The 20,135-nt window shown below is 48.5% G+C and carries 15 protein-coding genes; 4 read left to right on the top strand and 11 right to left on the bottom strand.

The genetic code is table 11. From position 1 onward, the window contains the following. Positions 1 to 58: 58 nt before the first annotated feature. Together A1sIIB60_RS00930 and A1sIIB60_RS00925 are read left to right on the top strand one after the other, a co-directional pair. A complete protein-coding gene (locus A1sIIB60_RS00930; protein WP_095670651.1) occupies positions 59 to 1,180 on the top strand; it encodes a hypothetical protein in 1,122 nt (373 codons plus the stop codon). A 68-nt stretch (positions 1,181 to 1,248) separates the two neighbouring features. Continuing rightward, complete coding sequence (locus A1sIIB60_RS00925; protein WP_095670650.1) at positions 1,249 to 2,589, top strand: ABC1 kinase family protein; 1,341 nt, start codon at positions 1,249 to 1,251, stop codon at positions 2,587 to 2,589. 7 nt (positions 2,590 to 2,596) lie between these two features. Here A1sIIB60_RS00925 and A1sIIB60_RS00920 read toward each other — a convergent pair whose 3' ends face one another. The 7 genes from A1sIIB60_RS00920 to nudC form a co-directional block, all read right to left on the bottom strand. After that, positions 2,597 to 2,995 (bottom strand): hypothetical protein, encoded by a 399-nt coding sequence (locus A1sIIB60_RS00920; RefSeq protein ID WP_095670649.1) that lies wholly within the window; start codon positions 2,993 to 2,995, stop codon positions 2,597 to 2,599. Between the two features lie 28 nt (positions 2,996 to 3,023). Then, positions 3,024 to 3,419 carry a VOC family protein gene (locus A1sIIB60_RS00915; protein ID WP_095670648.1) on the bottom strand — a complete coding sequence of 132 codons (396 nt, stop codon included), beginning with the start codon at positions 3,417 to 3,419 and terminating at the stop codon, positions 3,024 to 3,026. A 21-nt stretch (positions 3,420 to 3,440) separates the two neighbouring features. Next, complete coding sequence (locus A1sIIB60_RS00910; RefSeq protein WP_095670647.1) at positions 3,441 to 4,778, bottom strand: hypothetical protein; 1,338 nt, start codon at positions 4,776 to 4,778, stop codon at positions 3,441 to 3,443. A 145-nt stretch (positions 4,779 to 4,923) separates the two neighbouring features. Further along, complete coding sequence (locus A1sIIB60_RS00905; protein WP_095670646.1) at positions 4,924 to 5,262, bottom strand: WhiB family transcriptional regulator; 339 nt, start codon at positions 5,260 to 5,262, stop codon at positions 4,924 to 4,926. Between the two features lie 124 nt (positions 5,263 to 5,386). Beyond that, positions 5,387 to 5,560, bottom strand: coding sequence for a hypothetical protein (locus A1sIIB60_RS07250; RefSeq protein ID WP_190276898.1), 174 nt, complete (start codon positions 5,558 to 5,560; stop codon positions 5,387 to 5,389). 106 nt (positions 5,561 to 5,666) lie between these two features. After that, positions 5,667 to 7,355 (bottom strand): ATP-dependent helicase, encoded by a 1,689-nt coding sequence (locus tag A1sIIB60_RS00900; RefSeq protein ID WP_190276897.1) that lies wholly within the window; start codon positions 7,353 to 7,355, stop codon positions 5,667 to 5,669. Further along, a complete protein-coding gene (nudC, locus tag A1sIIB60_RS00895) occupies positions 7,346 to 8,317 on the bottom strand; it encodes an NAD(+) diphosphatase (protein ID WP_095670645.1) in 972 nt (323 codons plus the stop codon). Before nudC ends, A1sIIB60_RS00900 begins: the two co-directional genes overlap by 10 nt. Before the next feature lie 28 nt (positions 8,318 to 8,345). Between nudC and A1sIIB60_RS00890 the strand changes: the two genes are divergently transcribed. Continuing rightward, on the top strand, positions 8,346 to 9,164 hold the full coding sequence (locus tag A1sIIB60_RS00890; RefSeq protein WP_095670644.1) for an endonuclease/exonuclease/phosphatase family protein: 819 nt from the start codon (positions 8,346 to 8,348) through the stop codon (positions 9,162 to 9,164). Here the strand turns inward: A1sIIB60_RS00890 and A1sIIB60_RS00885 are convergent. The 3 genes from A1sIIB60_RS00885 to typA form a co-directional block, all read right to left on the bottom strand. Then, positions 9,157 to 12,366 carry an ATP-dependent DNA helicase gene (locus A1sIIB60_RS00885; protein WP_095670643.1) on the bottom strand — a complete coding sequence of 1,070 codons (3,210 nt, stop codon included), beginning with the start codon at positions 12,364 to 12,366 and terminating at the stop codon, positions 9,157 to 9,159. The genes A1sIIB60_RS00890 and A1sIIB60_RS00885 overlap by 8 nt on opposite strands. After that, positions 12,363 to 15,509 carry an ATP-dependent helicase gene (locus tag A1sIIB60_RS00880; protein WP_095688835.1) on the bottom strand — a complete coding sequence of 1,049 codons (3,147 nt, stop codon included), beginning with the start codon at positions 15,507 to 15,509 and terminating at the stop codon, positions 12,363 to 12,365. The genes A1sIIB60_RS00885 and A1sIIB60_RS00880 overlap by 4 nt, the downstream gene beginning before the upstream one ends. A gap of 64 nt (positions 15,510 to 15,573) precedes the next feature. Continuing rightward, the gene (gene typA, locus A1sIIB60_RS00875) at positions 15,574 to 17,478 is read right to left on the bottom strand and encodes a translational GTPase TypA (protein WP_095688834.1); all 1,905 of its coding nucleotides are present in this window, start codon (positions 17,476 to 17,478) and stop codon (positions 15,574 to 15,576) included. Positions 17,479 to 17,683: 205 nt separating this feature from the next. On the opposite strand from typA, the gene A1sIIB60_RS00870 reads away from it, so the two are divergent. Then, a complete protein-coding gene (locus A1sIIB60_RS00870) occupies positions 17,684 to 19,036 on the top strand; it encodes an aspartate aminotransferase family protein (RefSeq protein WP_095688833.1) in 1,353 nt (450 codons plus the stop codon). Positions 19,037 to 19,050: 14 nt separating this feature from the next. Here the strand turns inward: A1sIIB60_RS00870 and ychF are convergent, their stop codons facing one another. Next, the gene (ychF, locus tag A1sIIB60_RS00865; protein WP_095688832.1) at positions 19,051 to 20,124 is read right to left on the bottom strand and encodes a redox-regulated ATPase YchF; all 1,074 of its coding nucleotides are present in this window, start codon (positions 20,122 to 20,124) and stop codon (positions 19,051 to 19,053) included. Between the last annotated feature and the right edge of the window lie 11 nt (positions 20,125 to 20,135).

The following is a 20,135-nucleotide window of genomic DNA, read 5'->3' as shown; positions in this document are numbered from 1 at the left end:
CTGGCCCTGACACACAGCCTCACCGCGCCTGCTTGGCCCGAGCGCCAATCCTTCGCAGATGACAATTACCAAGAACCTAACTAATCAGAACCCAAAACTTAAAGACGGCGCTGCGTTATACCGCCAGAGCCATGTGGCCAACGGCTTTCTCATCGGAAACTCGCGCTCGCAGGTTGCGATTTATTCCAGCGATGCCCCCGCGCTTTACTCGGCGCTTAAGGCCGGCGCCAGCCGCAACGAAATCTGCGCCAACTTATCGATCTCGCATGAAAGCTTTGAAGAGTTGCTAGCAGAGCTCGCTGCGCACGAACTCTTGCAGACCGAAAACAGTGCGATTCAGATCTCGCAAAGATTTATCTCGCAGATTACAGAGCGGGCAGAGAAGTTTGGTGATCGGAGTAAAGATGCCGCCTTCTCTCAAATGAGTAATCGCATCGGCGCTGAGTTAACGCTGACTCGTTGGTTGCCAGGCGTTACCGACTCCGGTGTAAATAAAGTTAGCGCACGACAAAGTGCGCACATCGAAATCTCAGGAAACTCTCGCGCCGTTCAACATCTATATGCACAATTAATTGCAAGTGGTGTCACCGATACGCAATTTGCTCCAAATTTTCGCCGAGGCGCTGAAACAATTGGCGATCTTGATGTAACTGGTGGATATCTATCAGCTACAGATAACGGACAGATTTTCACTAAGAGCAGCACTGCCATTGCTAAAAGTCTTTCGCTCTTTCCAGCCGCTAATGAGAGCGCAGAAGAGATACCCAATAACTTCGCCGAAAACGTTATCAAGGTGCACTTTGGAGAAATTGATCCAGCAATTCATGCGCTCTGGATGGCAGCTGGGCAAGAGCATGTTTTAGTAAGCGAGATAAGTGGCGCCCGTTTAACTATTTCGCATTTAGTTAAACCAGGTTTAACGCCTTGTACCCGCTGTTTAGAGCTAACTATTAACGATCAAGGAAATTGCGAAGTTATCGAATATCCGAAAACACGTGATGAAATTCCGGTAGTTGGCGCGCATTACCTATCTGCGATTATCGCTGCGCAACTGCTCTCAATAATCGACACCGGTAGCGCCGTTTTAACGCGCGATGCGATTGCGATCGACCTAACCGATCTCTGTAATACAGAACACATCACAATTACCCGCCATCCCATGTGTGGCTGTAGCTGGTAGGGCCCTTTCCAACTGATTTCTAACATTTTCGAATAGCGCGATAACCGCTTTTTCTGAACAATACGGGCATGGCCAAGAAAGATCAGATCGAAACGGAGATTCCGAAATCCACCGCCGCTCGTTCGGCAAAGATGGTTTCGATCCCCGTCGGTTTGGCAGGTCGCGGTGTTTTAGGTCTTGGTAAACAACTCGTTGGCCAATCATCTTCTGTAGTCATCACAGATATTCAAGAGAAGACTGCAGAGCAACTCTTTAAAGTTCTTGGCGAACTCAAGGGTGGCGCGATGAAGTTCGGCCAAGCACTTTCCGTTTTTGAAGCAGCGCTTCCGGAAAACATTGCAAAGCCTTATCGCGAAACTCTTACTAAGTTGCAAGAGTCTGCTCCTCCGCTTCCAACCCGCGTTGTTCATAAGGTATTGGCGAAAGAGCTCGGTGAAGATTGGCGCGATAACTTCACATCATTTGAAGATAAAGCAACTGCTTCGGCATCTATCGGGCAAGTACATAAAGGTGTTTGGAAAGATGGACGCCCAGTTGCAGTAAAGATTCAATATCCGGGCGCGGCAGAAGCGCTGATCTCTGACTTAAATCAGATTCAACGCTTTGCCAAGATCTTCCAACTAGTTCTACCGGGCCTTGATATGAAGCCACTTCTTGAAGAACTTCGCGCGCGCATCATTGAAGAAGTTGATTACAAATATGAAGCAGAGGCGCAAGAAGCTTGCTGGCGCGCGTATGAAAATGATCCTGACGTTGCGATTCCAAAAGTTGTTATGTCATCGGACAAGGTTTTAGTTTCAGAATGGTTAGAAGGAACTCCGCTTTCCAAGATCATCACTGAAGGAACACAAGAGCAGCGCAATAACGCCGGAATGCGTTTGGCGCGTTTCCACTTCACCGCACCTGAGCGCGCAGGTTTGCTGCATGCAGATCCACATCCTGGAAATTTCCGCTTGCTCGCAGATGGCCGCATTGGTGTTCTCGATTTTGGCGCTTGCAACCGTCTGCCAAATGGTTTCCCAGAACCATTTAAGAATCTCTTGAAGCATGCACTCGATGATGATGCCCAGGCTTTATACGATGGATTTAAGAAAGATGGATTTATCTTGCCTGAGGTTGATGTAGATCCGAACCTAGTTCTAGATTTCTTGGTTCCACTTGTCGAACCACTGCGCACCGAGACCTTTAAATATTCACGCGAATGGTTGCGTGATCAGAGCGCCCGCGTTGGCGATCCTCGCAATCCAACTGCGAAGATCGGTTTCCAACTTAATTTGCCTGCTGAATACGTGTTGATTCACCGCGTTACTTTGGGAACAACTGGGATCTTTTGCCAGTTAGAAGCTGAAGGAAATTTCCGTGATGAAGCGCTCTCTTGGTTCCCCGAGATCGCACCGGCAAACGCTTAATTACTGATTAGCGAGCTATCTTGCGAACCATCTTCCAGTGGTACAGATAAACCGGCACTGTTACTAGAAGCGTTACTAGCGAACTAGTTATTCCCCTAATTGCGTTGCGACGATTCTGATCGATATTGGCTTGTTTGATAACTTCTGGATCAATTTTAGGATCGTTCTGCGCAGCATATGGATCCACATAACCAGCATCAGGAACGATCAGATCAAGCCCGCGATTGATAAGGCTAATTACAGTGAAGAGGCAGACAAGAAGAGTTATCAGGCTAACCGCGTATAGATACAGAGAACGCCAATCAACGCCTTGGTGCGCAACTTCTTCCTTAACCGCGCTCTTCTTCGCCACAGTCTTGGTCGCTGATTTTTTCTTAGCTGCTGTCTTCTTCGCTGTAGTTGCCATAAGTAAAGAGTACTCCTGATCTCAAAAATTAATCGTGTGCGTTCTGCACCATACAAAATGGATGTCCTGCCGGATCTAGATAAATACGGAAGCGATGTGGTTTTGGTTGAAACTCCGCTTTGACCGCCCCTATTTCTAGAAGAGCTTTTTCTGCAATATCTAAATCTTTTGCGTGGAAATCCATATGTGCCTGCTGTGGCAGACCGCCTGTTGGCCAAGTTGGTCTTTGGTATTTTTCAATCTTCTGAAAAGCCATCGCCGTAAAGTCTGCTTCATCAATCAGCTCTAGCCATTCGCACGTTTCTGCAGTTTCTCCTTCATCGAAGGGCTGCACTTTATATCCCGTGATCTTCGAGTAAAAGTGCGCTAACTCAACGGGGTTATCGCAATCAAGTGCGGTGTATGCAAGATGTGCAATCGTCATGAATCAATAATACTTACTGAATCATCGTTTCTTGTAGCCTATTGGGCAAAGAGGCTTTACTGCTGTCACCTTCTTGATCTTTTTGCCCTTTATACAGGTAACAGTTGTTTTCTTTGGAACGTTTGGTGCTACCGCATTAACCGGTTGTAATTGATTCTCCGACCAGTCATCACCAAAGTTCGAGGTTAATTTCGCAGTCGAGCCTGAATCTAAGGCACGCTTGGCAACAATTTTTGGGGAGGAGAAGTGAAAACCGGTCACCGAAATGTCAATAACGCCGTTATTCATAGACACAGCTGAGGTTGCCACTTGCGGTACGCCATTTATATCAAGAACCTGAACTTCAAGTTTTGTAGCCGTCGACAAATTATTGTCAGGGAATCTGCAATCAAGCCAGGCCTTTTGAAACTTAGTGCGGAATACCCCAAGATACTCTTTACCAAATGGATCAGTGTGCGGTGCATACATATTGAAATTCAAACTCTGAGTTCCACTATCCCAAAATAACTGCCCCGCTAGAGGTGCATTCCACATCGTTCTAGTAAACCCTTTATCCATACATCTTGGATCCCAATAGGAGTCACTTAAGTCTTTCCCACCGTGGTCAAGCGCAAAGTACAAAGTTGGGTTAAGCCGATCCGGGATCATATTTTCATTACCTGGCTTTACAGACTCAGTCAACTTTGAAGTATCACTAAACATGGGTTGAAGGTATTCACTGCCACTTAACTTCCACTGAAATCCACCATTAATTTTTCGGTAGTCGATGTTGAAGTTTTTGCCAGATCCTGAGGCTGAAACAGGGGCCAGCCAGCTCGTTCGCAAATAAACATGGAATACATCTTCGGTATCTAGCGCTGGGTAATTCGCACATTGCAATGGAGTGCTCACGGAACAGATTCCGTTTTTGCTTTGCTGCGCTGGTTCAGTTGAAAGCAATTCTCTTTGCAACATAATCCAATATGCACCAGCTTTCTTTCCGTTAAAGAATCCGGTGGGGCTAATGACGTGGGTAGAAAGCCGAAGTCTCTTTATCGGTCCATTTTTCTTACCGCTACGAAAATCAAACAGAATGTCACCGTATTGAACTTTCTGCCCACTTTCGGAAGGCAAATCAACCAGCCTTGTGTCTACAAATACTGCCTCTTCTACAGACGCGTCGCTGTGTTCAACTACCACTTTTTCTACACAATCAAGTTGCTTTGGCGAGATACATCTAATCAATGGTGATTTCTGCGGGATGGATGGATCTATCGATATTCGGTTGAGAACATCTGCGGCTTGTGCCGGAGATATCAATGTGGCACTTTGTTGGCCAAGAAGAGTTAGAGCAAGAACCACTACTGCACTTTTCTTCATGAGGAAATTATCTTCTAACTACGTCGAATTACCTAGGGAAATACCTAAAGTTTGTAATGAGTTAGATCAACCCCGAGTCTGAGTTCCTAGATAAAAACACAAACTCGGGGTTGATCTATTGACGGATCCTTCTAGACAGAACGAATTAAACGAACGCTGCAATACGCGGCGGACGACCCGCACGACGCTTGCGTTCGATAATTACGCCATCTTCGATTAGCTGTCCGCCCCAAACACCGCATGGTTCTTCGCGTGACAGAGCACCGTCTAAACACTTATTGCGCACGGGGCATCCACCGCAGAGCGCTTTAGCTTGCGCGATGCCTTCGTCGCTTTCCGAGAAGAAGAGCTCGGGATCAGCGTTATGGCATGGCAAGGTAAAGGCGATCGCCGAGTCATACGTACCGGTTACTTCATAGAGACCGATCTTCTCGCCTGTTTCTGCCCAGCCTGGTACCTGTAGTTCGCTGTAGAGAACGCTCATCGTTCTCACCCACTTTCTTCTCTCTCGTTTTCTTTCTCTGGATTGGTTTATGTTTTTTGTAATAAAAAAAGGCCTTCAACTCCTTTGTGGAGTTGAGGCCTTGGGTTGGGCTCGTATATCGGCTTTATCCGATCGAACCTCCTGTGGCCTCATCCACGGCATAAAAAGCGGCGTAAAACGCTGGCTTTGATGCTGCGGGCCAATTCGTATGCTTCTTAGTAGTCGCATGGAAATTGGCAGGCGAATTAGCAGCACCGCGTGTAACGCGTGCTGTGGTGAATGACTTAGATGTAAACATCTTGCATTCTCCTTCGCCTAATGAGCTTTTCACCAACTTGGTGAAAGGCAAGGGTAAACCACAGATAGTGATCTGCGCAACCTAATTAAATCTAGCTATAAATTGCTCAGCTGAGAAGGCCCGCTTCACGCAGGAATCGGCTTGGATTCTGGCGATGGCTGATATGTAGATCCACCTTCGCACGCGTCATTCCAACGTAGAACAAGCGGCGTTCTTCATCTATCACCGCATCGGACTGGCCAGTAACCCCAGATTCCAGCGGCAGAATTCCTTCAGATGCGCCGATCAAAAATACGCGTTCCCATTCCAAACCTTTCGCCGCATGCAGAGTTGCCAGCGTTACGACCGGCATCGTTGGCGGATTATTCTGCTGAACGCGATCTTCGATCTCGCGTAAATAACTGCGCAGCGTCTTTGGGCTAAATCCGGCATCGGCATCTAGTTCGCGCGCTAAATGCAGTAGTGCGGCAATGCCATCGATGCTTTCGCCAGTTAAGAATGGTTGTGCAATTGTGCGAAGTTCATCGATCCAAGAAACGCCTTCCGTTGGCAGCACAGATGCGCGACGTACTTCCTTTAAATAATCGCGGACATCTTGGCGATCAAAGAATCTTTCGGTGCTGCGCACTTGATATGGCAGACCCAACTTATTCATCGATCTCTCAACACCGTTAAGTTGGTTATTGGTGCGAGCCAAGATCGCAATTTCTTGCGCTTGAGTGCCGCTTTGTAGAAGCGCGGTGATTTCGCAAAGTACGCCAGCTATCTCGGCATCTTCATTGGCATAGCCATCTACAGAAGGCTTGGTGCCATGATCGTTAAGGGCAACCAACTCTTGCCCCATTGCACCGTGACGCAATAGAGAGTTTGCGGCAAAGGTGATTTCAGGAGTTGAGCGATATCCAGTGCTTAAGCGAATTACTTCAGCATCGGGAAAACGATTGGTAAAGCTATTTAGGAAAACCGGCGTTGCGCCCGCGAATGAGTAAATAGTTTGTGCCGGATCTCCCACGACACAGATATCTTGGCGAGTACCCAGCCAAGCGTTAATCAATCGTTGTTGTACCGGTGAAATATCCTGATATTCATCGATGGTGAAGTAACGGTATTGATCTTGCACGCGTTCGCGAACAGTGCGCTCTTCTTCGAGCATTGCGGCGGTCAAAAGAAGCACATCTTCAAAGTCGATCGCTAGTTCTTGTTTCTTCACGCTTTCATAAGCGGTGTAAACCTTTGCTAACTTTTCAGCGCTAACGCGTGGCTTCTGAGTTCGCTTATCGATTTCAGTTACAAAATCTTCGGGTGCAACTTGTGAAACCTTCGCCCATTCAATTTCGCTTGCGATATCGCGCATTAGCTCGCGCGATGTGGCACGAAGTTCACCAGATAAACCTGCGCGATTAATTGCTTCACCAATAAAACCTGCCTTAGCGGTCATGAGTTCAGGTACGCGGCCACCGAATACGGTGGGCCAGAAGTAGATCAATTGCTTGAGCGCTGCTGAGTGAATCGTGCGTGCGGCAACGGTTGGAACGCCTAGCGAGCGAAGGCGGGTGCGCATTTCACCTGCGGCACGCGAGGTAAAAGTTAGCGCCAATACTTTCTGCGGATCCATCGTGCCAATAGCTGCGGCGTAGGCAATGCGATGTGTGATCGCGCGGGTTTTACCGGTGCCGGCGCCTGCAATTACACAGACTGGTCCACGAGTAGCAAGGGCTACAGCGCGTTGATCGTCATCAAGTGCGGCGAGAATTTCTTCGGCGCGAATATCGCCAGAAGAACCATCTAGCGCCACGTTTCACCACCGATAAGTTTGGCGCCACCATTTCCTTCTTTATCTTGACCCTCTGCGCCACTTGCAAACCAACGATCGATCATCTTGCGCGCAACTGACATATTCGGTGGCAACAATAAAGTTCCGGCATCTGATTGCGCCTTAACTTCAGCGCGCGAGAACCATTTAACTTCGGTGATCTCTTGGCCATCGGGGCGGGCGACTTCTGGAAAATCTGTAACAGCATCAAATGAGATCATGATCGATGCTGGGAATGGCCAAGGTTGTGAACCTAAATAATCTATTTCGCGCACGGCAACGCCTGATTCTTCAAGAACTTCACGGTGCACGCATTGTTCAAAAGTTTCACCTGGTTCTAGAAAACCTGCAAAGCATGAAAAGCGACCTTCGGGCCAAACTGGTTGGTGGCCAAGCAGAATCCGATCATCGTGATCGCGAACTAAGACAATTACTGCTGAATCTGTGCGCGGATAGTGTTCGCTCTTATCTTTATCGCAGGTGCGGATTGCGCCGCCTTGAGCAACTGAAGTTGGCGCACCACATCGCGCACAATGAGTATGCGACCTATGCCAGTTAGCCAAGGCCACGGTATGCAGAGAAACTTCCATTTCGAATTCGGAAATCAACCCGCCAATTTCGCGAAGGGTTAAATATCCATCCGGCGTTTTCTCGCCTTGTGGTTCTACAGTGGAAGCGCTCCAGGCAAAAAATGGCTCGTGATCTAACGCATCTAAACCAAGGAAATACTTTTCGCCTGACTTGTAGTCATTAGATGAAATCAGCGATTGCACTTGGCTAGCAGTTAAGTAGCGGAGTTTGGTTCCGCCTGCTTCGACGGCTAAACGAGAATCCGCGACGTGAATAATCTTGGCGCGCTGCCACATCTGATCGAGAGCGGTCTGGTTTGTGCGCAGGTGGCCGGCGCGGTCCATCTTCGATACCTGTCCGTTGACCGCGCTCATAAGGGTGAACGCTACTAGCCTTGGCCATATGCGCATCACCTCGTGGAATCTGCTCCACGGCCAGCCAATCCCGCCACTTTCGGCCGGGCCCAGCCAGGAATCCCTTGCTGCCGCGGTGCGCCAGCTCGAGAGCGAGGTCATTGCAGTTCAAGAAGTTGATTACAAATTACCGCGATCAAAAATGCGCAATCAGGTTTCAGATATCGCAGATGCAATCGGCGCTAAAGATTGGGCCTTTGCACCAAGCATCATCGGAACACCAGGTGAGAAATGGCGGAAGTTAAATAGCTTAGATCCGCGGATAGTGAGCGGTGAGAATAACTCTCTCGAAGGAAGTTATGGGATCGCAATTGCTTCAACGATTCCGGTTGTGAAATGGCATCGCCTTGATTTAGGAAATTCAGTCATCGGGATGCCGCTAGTTGTTCCGACTGAAAGTGAGACAAGTAGCAAACCGAAGATCCGGGCGATCTATGTTCACGATGAGCCCCGTTTAGCACTCGGTGCAACGCTTGCAAATGGCTGGACGATCTTTAACACCCATCTCTCATTTGTGCCGGGTGTGAATTTATTTCAGTTGAAGAAGTTAAAGCGTTGGGCGCTCAAGATTTCGCAAGAGACAAATACCAAACCGTTGATACTTGGCGATTTAAATCTGCCAAAGAATCTGCCAGTTGTAGGCTCTGATTGGAAGTCATTGATCCAGCAAAATACTTATCCTTCATGGGGAGCCAAGATTCAATTTGATTACTTGTTAACTCATGGGGCAGAGAATCAATTCAAAGATTTAGGAACAATTGCAACTGGCATCAGCGATCACTTGCCGCTGCGCGCAAAGATTAACTAGCACCGGTAATTAGCGCGATCAACTGGGCTTCGCTCAAGAGATCTGCTGGACGATCGGTTTTGCTAATCGGCACATAATGGAAAGCTGCTGAAACTAGCGCTGGATCAATTCCCTTTAACTTCGCCCAAGCTAAGCGATAGACCGCCAGCTGCACTGCCGCTGATTCACCGAGCGTTGTTGCACCGGTCTTCCAGTCGATAACTTCAAAGCGACCGTTAATCTCATAGACCGCATCGATGCGACCGCGGATCAAAACCCCACCTAAAACAGCCTCAAATGGAACTTCTACTGCAACCGGAGAGCGGTTACCCCATTCGGATGCCAACCAAGTTTGCTTAAGAGATTCGAGAGTCTGATCTGGTTCAAGTGGGTCAAGGAAATCCAAATCTTCATCATCAAACAAGGTTGCTGCGTTGAAGTGATGTTCGATCCACAAGTGGAATGCAGTACCGCGACGAGAGTATTGATCTTGTGGGCGCGGCATTGGGCGGCGAATCGTAAGCGCTAGCTCTTCGGGATCTTTATGCAGTGCAACGAGCGTCGAAGTAGAAAGTCGTGGTGGCATTGGAATTTCGAGAACTCCGTTAACACCAAGTGCGCGCTCTTGAATTAGCGCACGAGCATCTTCAATCCATGATGAGGTTTCGATATCAACTGATTGCGCAGTAGCTAGATCAAGTGGCGCCGCGTTCTTAACAAGTTCTACCTTGGCGGTAAATGCAGAGCGAGTGTCGCCAAGTGGGTCGCGCGGCCAGATACCGGTCAGCGGATTTTCGAGCGCTGGGTTCTTGGCATCTTTATCTGGACGTGGAACCTCGCTGATGATCTTGCCGTGTTCTTGTGCAACTAAAGCGACTTGTTCAAAGATCGTAGAAGGCTCGACCCAATCCTTGCCATCGCGATACCAAGAGGTTGTTGCAATCAAGTGGGTGCGAGCACGCGTAAATGCGACGTAGCCCAAACGAATTTCTTCACGGGTCTTTGTGGCCTTACAGATATCTGCATACTTTGTAATCTCTTTGCCGGCATCAGAGTTTTTAGTGGCACCGTTAAATGAGAAGCGTGGAAGTTCCAGATGATCGCCGCGCAGATGAAATGGAATATGTCGTTCATTTGTAATCCAGTTATCTGGATCGTTCTTATTTAGACCAGGGAAAGTTCCTTCAGCAAGACCTGGAACTGCAACCACATCCCATTCGGCGCCCTTAGACATGTGAACGGTGAGGATCTGCACGACATCGCTGCGGACCTCTGGGGCCGCTGATTTCAGGCCTCCTTCTTCCTTTCCGGCGATATCGAGCCACTGCAGGAATGAATTTAAAGTGCCGCCACTGCGTGCGAATTTTCCAGCTTCATCTAAGAAGCGATCGATGTGGCGACGACCAGAGCCTGTGCCATCGCGAAGCATTACTTCAGTTTCTAGACTCAAGTAACTTTCGATCTCGTTAATTAAATCGGTGATGGTGCCGCCAGCGCGAGAGCGTAGACGTCGCAGGTCAGATGCAAAGTTAACTAAGCGCACATAACCGATCTCGGTAAAGGTTGATTTATCTGCGCCACCAATTTCATCAAGGGTATCGATAAGTGAACCTAAGAACTGATCATCGGCTTCGGCTTGTTCGGGATTGCCGGCGGCGATCTTCTTGATTAATGACTTACTTTCGGCGCGTGAGCCTTTAGTGCGATTACGTGAGTAAGCACCGAGCGCTGCTAAATCTTTTGCACCCAAGTTAATTCGTGGTCCGACTAAGTGGCGCATCAGTGCTGCACCAGAATCAGGATCTGCGATTACGCGGAGCATCGAAACAATATCGGCGACTTCAGGAACATGGATAAGTCCACCAAGTCCAAGAACTTCGACTGGGATATCAGCGGCGCGTAGCGCACCTTCGATAGTTGCAATTTGAGAGCGTTTACGAACTAGAACTGCAAAGGTAGAACGCTTTTCGGCAGGTTTTGCTAGCCGTCCTTTATCAAACCAAAGTGAGGTGAAGTATTCTGCAATCGCGGTTGCTTCGAGATCTAGATTTTCGAAGACTCCGCAGACTATCTCGCCATCGCCAGCACCTGGACGCGGAGTAAGTGGTGGAACATCTGCGCCGCTTTCACGGCGAATCTTTTCGGAGACAACGTTTGCAAGTTCAAGGATTGTCTTATCATTTCGGAAAGTTGTGAGTAGTGAATAACGTTCAGCACCAGTGTGGCCGGCGGCCTTTGGAAAGTACTTTCCGAATGAATTAATAGTGCCGGCAGAGGCTCCGCGCCATGTGTAAATAGCCTGGCATGGATCCCCAACTGCCATAACGGGATGTCCCCCGCCAAAGAGTGATGACAGCATTCGCACCTGTGATTGCGAAGTGTCTTGATATTCATCAAGTAATACAACGGAATACTTTGCGCGTTCTAGCTCGCCGATATCGGAAAACTTAACCGAGATATCTGCCGCAAGTGACATCTGATCATCGAATGAGAGTTGACCGGATTCTTGGCGGCGTTGGATAAAGCGTTCGACCATTGGAAGTAAAGCGGTACGTTGACTTAAGACTTTTGCAACTTTACGTACCTCTGGATTTGTTGCACCAGACATCTGTGCCAATTGCTCAAGGACTTCGTTATCTGCTGCAGCGATTGCTTCGGGAGAAACCTGATGTTCGAGCATCAACTTGGTTAGGCCAAGTAAATCTTCCACAACTGTGCCAACGGCAGATTCATTTGAGTACGAAGCATCTTCCCAATTACGCACAATGTCATTGGCGAGTTGCCACATCGCAGCATCGCCCATCGGTTGGATATCGGCATCGATACCAAAGCGAATTGAGTGCTCGGAAAGTAAACGCGCGGCATAAGAGTGATAAGTAGTAACGGCAACTTCAAGTGGTGTGTCCTCTGGGATTAACTTGGCGGCGCGAAGTTGGCGCAGTCTGGTGCGGATACGGATCGCGAGTTCCCCGGAAGCTTTACGAGTAAATGTCAGACCAAGTATTTGATCAGGTCGCGCAAAACCATTGGCAACTAAATAAATCACGCGCGCTGCCATCGTTTCAGTCTTACCTGAACCAGCGCCCGCGATAACAACGGCAGGTTCGAGCGGATTAGATGCGATAGAAATAATTGCGCTTTGTTCATCAGTTGGTTTGTAAACCTTGGCGCCAACTTTCTGCAGCGCGGCTGCGATATCTTGCGGTGAGTACTTCTCGATCATTCGATCACCGTCCGGCCCTGGCTCTGGATCGGACAACAGGCCTTAACGACGCAGTTTTCGCACATAGTGTTGATACGCGCCTGGAAAGTTTCGGCTCCCATGCCTTCAGCGATTTCTTCGATCTTCGCCTTAACTTCGACTTCATCGATCTTGTATTGCTGACGAGTTGTGACCTTTACTGAATCTTTTGCAAGGTAAACGAGTTCAGCACCTGATGAAGAGGTTGTTGTTAACTTCTTTTCGAAGCCATCGAGAGCAACTGCTAATTGGTAGCAGGCAAGTTGCAAATTCTCTTTCGCTTTTTCGGCGGTGATCTGAGTCTTGCCAGTTTTGAAATCAATTACGTAATGGTTGCCATCTGAATCGACTTCGATGCGGTCGACGCTTCCGCGAATTTCAGCGCGACCGACTTGGATCTTAAAGTTAAGTTCGGCGCCAACTACATCGCGAGTTGTGGCGGCGTGATAGCGGCTAAAGCGCTCGAGCATCTTTACTGCGCGCTTAAGGGATGAGTTGCTGATCCAGCCTTCAGTTGGATCAATCAAAGACCAAGACGCTTCGAGCTTTGCAATCAAATCGGTTTCAGAGATAGATGGATCTTCTACTTTGATCCGTGCGAATTCGTGAATTGCTGAACCAAGAATCTGCGCTGTTGAATCTCCATTTGTTCCACCGCTGCGTTCGAGGAACCACTTAACTCCGCACTCGGTAAAGTTTTCAGCACCTGATGGTGAAACAGGTACTAACTCATCTGCAGCAACAACGGTCTCTGTTGAAGAGATTGGAAGTGATCCAGTCCAGTGTGCTGGATCTGCTGAAGTGATTTGTGATTGGGAAAGGGTCTTTAAAATCGAAGCGGCGGTTTCTGCCGAATCTCCACTTAAATTCTGGCGCAGCGTTGCGACAAGTGCAGACGTTGTAAGAGGACGTGGCACTTTAGTAATCACGGGAGCATCGAGATCTCCGGTGTTATCTAGTTCTTCGAAATAGGCAGATGGTTCGTCATCTTCACGCTGCACTGCGGTGACGATTAAAGCCTGGCGGGCGCGGGTTACAGCCACATGGAGCAAACGACGCTCATCTTCAGCCAGCGCACCAGCTGCGATTAAATCAAGTTCTAAGCGCGCTAAGTCACCGTGGCGTTCGCGTTCTACAAGTCTTTCGCTACCAAGTAGCGAACTGCGCTGACGCAAGTTTGGCCAAACACCCTCTTGTAAACCGGCAACTGCAACGACTTCCCACTGGCGCCCCTTGGCAGAGTGCACGGTAAGGATTTCAACAACATCGGGGCGAACGCCTTGTGCAGTGATGATGTCACCGACAATTGATTCGCGGGAAAGCTCGTCAAGAAACGCTGATGGTTTGGAATATGGGAAGCGCTCCGAGAAGCGCTGTGCCGAATCAAAGAGTTGGATCATCGCATCGAGGTCGCGATCAGCTGCTGCCCCACGATTGCCGCCACGAAGTGCGGTGTTACGCCAAGCGGTGCTTAGCTTTTCATTATCGCTAGTTTTTGCGTTATCCCAAATAGCCCATAGCAAATCTTCGGGGCGAGCATCGATCGATGTTAATACTTTACGGGCAGCGAGCAATAGTTCGTGAACACGGGTGAGTCCAGCGCTTTCTTCAATGTTGATCTCACCTTTATCAATGGCATCGATTAAGAGCTGTGTTCCGCCACGAGTGTCGGTGGCATCATCGCGCGCCGCTAAAAGCGCTGTACGAATTCGGCGCAAAGAGATTGAATCCGATCCCCCGAATTCCGCGAGCAATAAACGCTCGCAAGTATCGAGGTTTAGCGGTTGATCACCAGTTGCAACTCGCGCGATGAGAATAAATGGCGCAATCGCAGGATTGGTGGAGAGCGCTTCGAGATCTCCGGCAACTGGAATTGAAACTTGAGCAAAGGCGCGTCGTAGTGCACTTGCTTGCGTGCCCGCAGAACGCAAGATAACTGCCATCTGCGAATAAGGAATGCCGTGCATTAAATGTGCGCGCTTGAAAAGGTAGGCGATGTATTGCGCTTCTTCAGATTGTGAATTAAGTCGTGCAGTGGTGAAAGGGTTATCTAGCGCTGGTTTGGCGCTATTTGTGCAGGTGCGAGAACGAGTACTAGACGGTGCGCGGAAGGCCGCTGTAACTTTCTGGCCGATCTCAAAAATCTCGGGGCGGCAGCGATAAGAGTTCTGCAAAAGTATTTGGGTTGCACCCTTTTCAAGGTATGAATCAACAACCTGTTTAAGACCATCGGGATCTGCACCTCGGAAGCGACCAACCGATGAATCGGCGTCATAGGCAATTACAAGATCAGGGCCAGATAAGAGATCGAGAAGTTTGCGCTGTGCAGGATCGCTTTCCTGGTATTCATCAACCATGATCGTGGCAAAACGCGCCTGCAACTGTGCACGCAGCTTTTCATTTTTCTGCAGATAAGCAATTGCCACATTAATCAATTCTGAAGGATCGATACGCATCTTGGCATCGCCGGCGGTGTCTTCGCGGATCGCCATAACTTCTTTGTAGCGCTTCCAGAAATCTGCAGCTGGCGCCCAGTATTTTTCATTTACTCGTTCTCCGCGATTAGCAAGCTCGTCAGGGGTAATACCGCGTTCATTGGCGCGCATAATTAAATCGCGGAGTTCGCGGATAAAGCCCTGGGTTAAAAGCGGATTGCCTTTCTTATCTTCGCCATCGTGTAGATCAGTTGGCCATTTTCGATAACCGTCGATGACATCGCCTTCAAGCAGTTGGCCGATAAAGTTTTCTTGTTCGGGGCCAGATAACAAAATTGGTTCGTGGTAGTTATCGCCTGAGTCCATCTTTAAAATCGAGTAAGCAAGTGAGTGAAATGTACGAGCCAGCGGTTCGTGCATCGTCACCGTTGTGCGAAGTGCAATGGCATCGCGGAGTTCGGATGCGCGTTCGCGGCCGTAAGTAATCAGCAGAATTGAATCTGGATCTTGCCCTGCCGCAATGCGCGATAACGCAGCTTCGATTAATACAGAAGTTTTACCTGTGCCCGGTCCACCTGCAATTAAAAGTGGTGATCCGCGGTGTGCCACCGCCTTTGCCTGTGTGGCATCTAGCTCCAAAAGCGCAGGCGCAGCGGGTGCGCGAGTGAGCTTTATGGATGGCGTGGTCATATGAGGTATTGAACCCCACACCACTGACTTTTATTCCAATTACACGCTTTTATAGCGCGCAGGCTTAACTATCTGCGGCCAGGTTGGCTTTCTTCTGGCGAGAAGTCGCACGTGCGCGCTCGTCACCATTTAAAGTCACCTTACGGATACGTACTACAGCAGGAGTTACTTCTACGCATTCATCTTCGCGACAGAATTCGAGAGCGCCTTCCATATTTAACTTCTTTGGCGGAATCAAACGCTCTGATTCATCAGTTCCTGATGCGCGCATATTTGTAAGTTTCTTTTCGCGAACACAGTTAACGTCCATGTCATCACTGCGAGAGTTCTCACCGATAACCATGCCTTCGTAAACTTCATCGCCTGGCTCAACAAATATTGTTCCGCGATCTTGTGTTCCGTAAAGTGCGTATGAAGTAACTGTTCCCATACGGTCTGAAACAAGTGATCCTGTTGCACGTGTGCGGATATCGCCGTACCAAGGCTCGTAACCATCGAAGACGTGGTGGAGCAAACCTGTACCGCGAGTTTCAGTTAAGAACTCAGTACGGAAACCGATCAAACCACGTGATGGAACTTTGTAATCAAGACGGATCCAACCGGTTCCGTGGTTAACCATTTGTTCCATGCGACCCTTACGAAGCGCCATCAACTGAGTAAGCACGCCGAGATATTCTTCAGGTGCATCAATTGTTAAACGTTCCATCGGTTCGTGAATTTTTCCGTCGATCTTCTTGATAACTACCTGTGGCTTACCAACAGTTAGTTCGAAGCCTTCGCGCTTCATGATTTCAACAAGAACAGCAAGCTGAAGTTCGCCACGACCTTGTACTTCCCAAGTATCTGGACGATCAGTATTTAGAACGCGCAATGAAACGTTACCGACGAGCTCTGCATCAAGACGGCCCTTAACCTGGCGCGCAGTAAGCATTTTTCCGCTTTTGCCAGCCAAAGGAGATGTATTGATACCAATTGTCATCGAAATTGATGGTTCATCAACGGTAATAAGTGGAAGTGCATGTGGTGATTCAAGATCAGCCAGAGTTTCGCCCAAGGTAATTGTTTCAATACCTGCAACAGCGATGATGTCGCCTGGGTGCGCTTCAAGTGCCGGAACGCGTTCTAGCGCTTCAGTAATCAAGAGCTCAGAAATCTTTACGCGCTCTTGAGTTCCATCTGTCTTAATCCAAGTAACGTTCTGACCCTTTTTGATAACACCTTCGCGTACGCGGCAAAGTGCCAGACGACCCAAGAATGGAGATGAGTCAAGGTTTGTAACGTGCGCTTGTAGTGGTGCGCCTTCGTGATAAATCGGTGCCGGAATTGCAGAGAAGATAGTGTCGAATAGAACATCGAGGTTCTCTTCTGCAGGCATTCCGCCATCTGCTGGACGAGTTAGCGATGCACGACCTGCCTTGGCAGATGCATACACAACTGGGAATTCGATTTGTTCTTCATTTGCGCCGAGATCTAAGAAGAGTTCGTAAGCTTCATCGACAACTTCAGCGATACGTGAATCGGGACGGTCGACCTTGTTGATCAACAAGATAACCGGCAAATTCTTTTCTAGCGCTTTGCGCAATACGAAACGTGTCTGAGGAAGTGGACCTTCAGATGCATCGACCAACAAGATCACGCCGTCGACCATTTCTAGTCCGCGTTCTACTTCGCCACCGAAGTCAGCGTGGCCTGGAGTATCAATGATGTTAACGATCGTGTTGCCGCGCTTTACCGCTGTGTTCTTAGCAAGGATCGTAATTCCCTTTTCGCGTTCTAGATCCATGGAATCCATCATGCGGTCTTGGCCTTCGCCCTGAACTTTGTGGGCAGCGAATGCACCAGATTGCCAAAGCATGGCATCGACCAGAGTGGTCTTGCCGTGGTCAACGTGAGCGATGATCGCTACGTTACGCAAATCTTCGCGCTTTTTTTCTGGCAGATCTTTTAGGTGGGCTTGTTTCTTAGACAAAGGAGCAACTTTCGTTAGGCATCACTAGGAATAAGGAAATCTCATTCAGACAAGTAGCGATCCTACTAAAGGCTCTTCATATGGACTAATTGCCCGCGTAGAAGCGATGAGAATTCTTCATTATTTGAGTGATTTACTACATACTAAATGCCTATTGGATCCAAATAAGATTCAAGTACGAACCCAATAATGAAGAGGTTGGAAGATGTCACAAGCAGTTAATGATCCAGCAAAGAGCGCAGCGATTTCAGCTGATGATCATGAATTTGTCTTTCACTCATGGTCTGCGCAGGGCGCAATTAAGCCACTTCCTATTTCTGGCAGCGCTGGTTCACGTTTCTGGGATTACGAAGGAAACACTTATCTAGATTTCTCTTCACAACTTGTCTTTACCAACATTGGTCACCAACATCCAAAGGTTGTTAAGGCGATTCAAGAGCAAGCCGCTGTTATTACAACTATGGCGCCACAACATGCCAGCGAAGTTCGTAACCAAGCAGCGCGTGACATCGTTGAATTAGCCGGCGATAAATTTGCGAAAGTATTTTTCACAACCGCAGGTGCCGACGCTATTGAAAACGCAATTCGCATGGCGCGTTTACATACTCGCAAGCATAAAGTTCTATCTACCTACCGTTCGTATCACGGCAATACCGGCGCTGCGATTAATGCAACTGGCGATCCACGCCGTTTCCCAAATGAATTTGCCTTCGGACATGTTCACTTCTGGGGCCCTTACCTTTACCGCACTTCATTCTGGGCAACCGATGAAGCGCAAGAATGCGCGCGCGCATTAGAACATCTTGAGCAGACCATTATCTTTGAAGGTCCAAACACAATTGCTGCAATTTTGATCGAATCAATTCCCGGAACTGCCGGTGTATTGGTTCCACCTAAGGGTTATCTCGAAGGCGTTCGCGCGCTCTGCGATAAGTACAAGATTCTTTGGATCGCAGATGAAGTTATGGCTGGCTTTGGTCGCACCGGTAAATGGTTTGGATTCCAGCACTCAGCTGCAACTCCAGATCTAATTACCTTCGCTAAGGGCGTTACATCGGGTTACATCCCACTTGGTGGCGTTGTTATCAGCGGTGATGTTGCAAAGACCTTTGATGAAACAGTTTTTCCTGGTGGACTTACTTATATGGGCCACCCACTTGCTACTGCAACTGCCGTTGCAACGATTCAAGTAATGAAGGAAGAGAAGATGGTCGAGAATGCAGCGACTATCGGTGAAAAGATTCTTGGCCCTGGGCTTCACGAAATGGCGAAGAAACATAAGTTAATCGGCGATATTCGCGGCATGGGCGTCTTCTGGGGCGTTGATCTCGTTACCGATCGCGCAACACGTGCACCGCTTGCACCTTATGGCGCTTCAAGTCCTGCGATGAATGAATTAGTGGCGGCCTGTAAGAAGAACGGGCTAATGCCATTTAATAACTTCAACCGTATTCACTTATGCCCACCATGCAATATCAGTGAAGCAGATGCGAAACTTGGCTTAGAGATTATTGATAAATCACTTGGTGAAATTGCTAAGCACTACACCGGCGCTTAAGTTCTTCAAAAAATTTAGACGTTAAATCTAAACTCCACAACGTCTCCATCGGCCATCACATATTCCTTGCCTTCCATACGGACCTTGCCTTTAGCTTTCGCTTCAGCCATTGATCCTGCGGCCATTAGATCTTCAAAGCTAACGATTTCGGCTTTGATAAATCCTTTTTGGAAATCGGTATGGATAACTCCGGCAGCCATTGGCGCAGTGTCACCTTTATGAATTGTCCAAGCGCGCGCTTCTTTTGGCCCAGCAGTTAGATAAGTCTGTAGTCCAAGAACGCTAAATCCAACGCGAGCCAGCGTTGCAAGGCCTGGCTCTTTCATTCCGATTGATTGCAGAAGCTCAAGGGCATCTTCATCGCTGAGTTCAGCAAGCTCTGCTTCAGTTTTAGCATCAAGGAAAATGGCTTCGGCTGGTGCAACAAGATCAGCCAACTTCTTACGCAGATCGCCATCGTTAAGTTCTGCGGCATCAACGTTAAATACATATAAGAATGGCTTTGCAGTTAACAGGTGTAGGTCGCGAAGTAGTTCGAGATCAAGACCTGATGATGAAAGTGGCTTTCCGCTCTGCAAGTGCGCTTCAGCTTTCTTAACTGCTTCTACAACTGGCGCAATCTCTTTATTGGTACGTGCTTCTTTTTCAAGACGGGGCAGCGCTTTCTCAATTGTCTGTAAATCAGCGAGCGCCAGTTCTGTATTAATTGTTTCCATATCGCTACCTGGATCGATGCGCCCATCAACGTGCACAACATCGCCGTCGTTGAAGACGCGGATAACCTGACAGATCGCATCGGTTTCGCGGATATTGGCTAAGAATTTATTTCCAAGGCCGGCACCTTCTGATGCGCCTTTAACAATGCCTGCGATATCTACGAAAGATAGGGCCGCTGGAAGCAACTTCTCAGAGCTAAAGATTGTGGCCAGTTTGGCTAAGCGCTCATCCGGTACGCCTACGACGCCGACATTTGGCTCGATTGTGGCGAAGGGATAATTAGCGGCGAGGACGTTATTTTTGGTGAGCGCATTAAAGAGGGTCGACTTTCCAACGTTTGGCAGTCCGACGATTCCAATTGACAGGCTCATAAGGAGTAGAG

It is taken from the genome of Candidatus Planktophila lacus (assembly GCF_002288385.1).
Classification (GTDB): Bacteria; Actinomycetota; Actinomycetes; order Nanopelagicales; family Nanopelagicaceae; genus Planktophila; species Planktophila lacus_D.
Note: the sequence above shows the minus strand (reverse complement) of the source record. Positions and strands in the feature narration are given on the sequence as shown.

What these genes read in the sequence shown, in the direction of transcription:
- A1sIIB60_RS00930 (WP_095670651.1), top strand. Translation starts at nt 59, where the DNA reads ATGACAATTACCAAGAACCTAACTAATCAGAACCCAAAACTTAAAGAC.
- A1sIIB60_RS00925 (WP_095670650.1), top strand. Translation starts at nt 1,249, where the DNA reads ATGGCCAAGAAAGATCAGATCGAAACGGAGATTCCGAAATCCACCGCC.
- A1sIIB60_RS00920 (WP_095670649.1), bottom strand. Translation starts at nt 2,995, where the DNA reads ATGGCAACTACAGCGAAGAAGACAGCAGCTAAGAAAAAATCAGCGACC.
- A1sIIB60_RS00915 (WP_095670648.1), bottom strand. Translation starts at nt 3,419, where the DNA reads ATGACGATTGCACATCTTGCATACACCGCACTTGATTGCGATAACCCC.
- A1sIIB60_RS00910 (WP_095670647.1), bottom strand. Translation starts at nt 4,778, where the DNA reads ATGAAGAAAAGTGCAGTAGTGGTTCTTGCTCTAACTCTTCTTGGCCAA.
- A1sIIB60_RS00905 (WP_095670646.1), bottom strand. Translation starts at nt 5,262, where the DNA reads ATGAGCGTTCTCTACAGCGAACTACAGGTACCAGGCTGGGCAGAAACA.
- A1sIIB60_RS07250 (WP_190276898.1), bottom strand. Translation starts at nt 5,560, where the DNA reads ATGTTTACATCTAAGTCATTCACCACAGCACGCGTTACACGCGGTGCT.
- nudC (WP_095670645.1), bottom strand. Translation starts at nt 8,317, where the DNA reads ATGAGCGCGGTCAACGGACAGGTATCGAAGATGGACCGCGCCGGCCAC.
- A1sIIB60_RS00890 (WP_095670644.1), top strand. Translation starts at nt 8,346, where the DNA reads ATGCGCATCACCTCGTGGAATCTGCTCCACGGCCAGCCAATCCCGCCA.
- A1sIIB60_RS00885 (WP_095670643.1), bottom strand. Translation starts at nt 12,366, where the DNA reads ATGATCGAGAAGTACTCACCGCAAGATATCGCAGCCGCGCTGCAGAAA.
- A1sIIB60_RS00880 (WP_095688835.1), bottom strand. Translation starts at nt 15,509, where the DNA reads ATGACCACGCCATCCATAAAGCTCACTCGCGCACCCGCTGCGCCTGCG.
- A1sIIB60_RS00870 (WP_095688833.1), top strand. Translation starts at nt 17,684, where the DNA reads ATGTCACAAGCAGTTAATGATCCAGCAAAGAGCGCAGCGATTTCAGCT.
- ychF (WP_095688832.1), bottom strand. Translation starts at nt 20,124, where the DNA reads ATGAGCCTGTCAATTGGAATCGTCGGACTGCCAAACGTTGGAAAGTCG.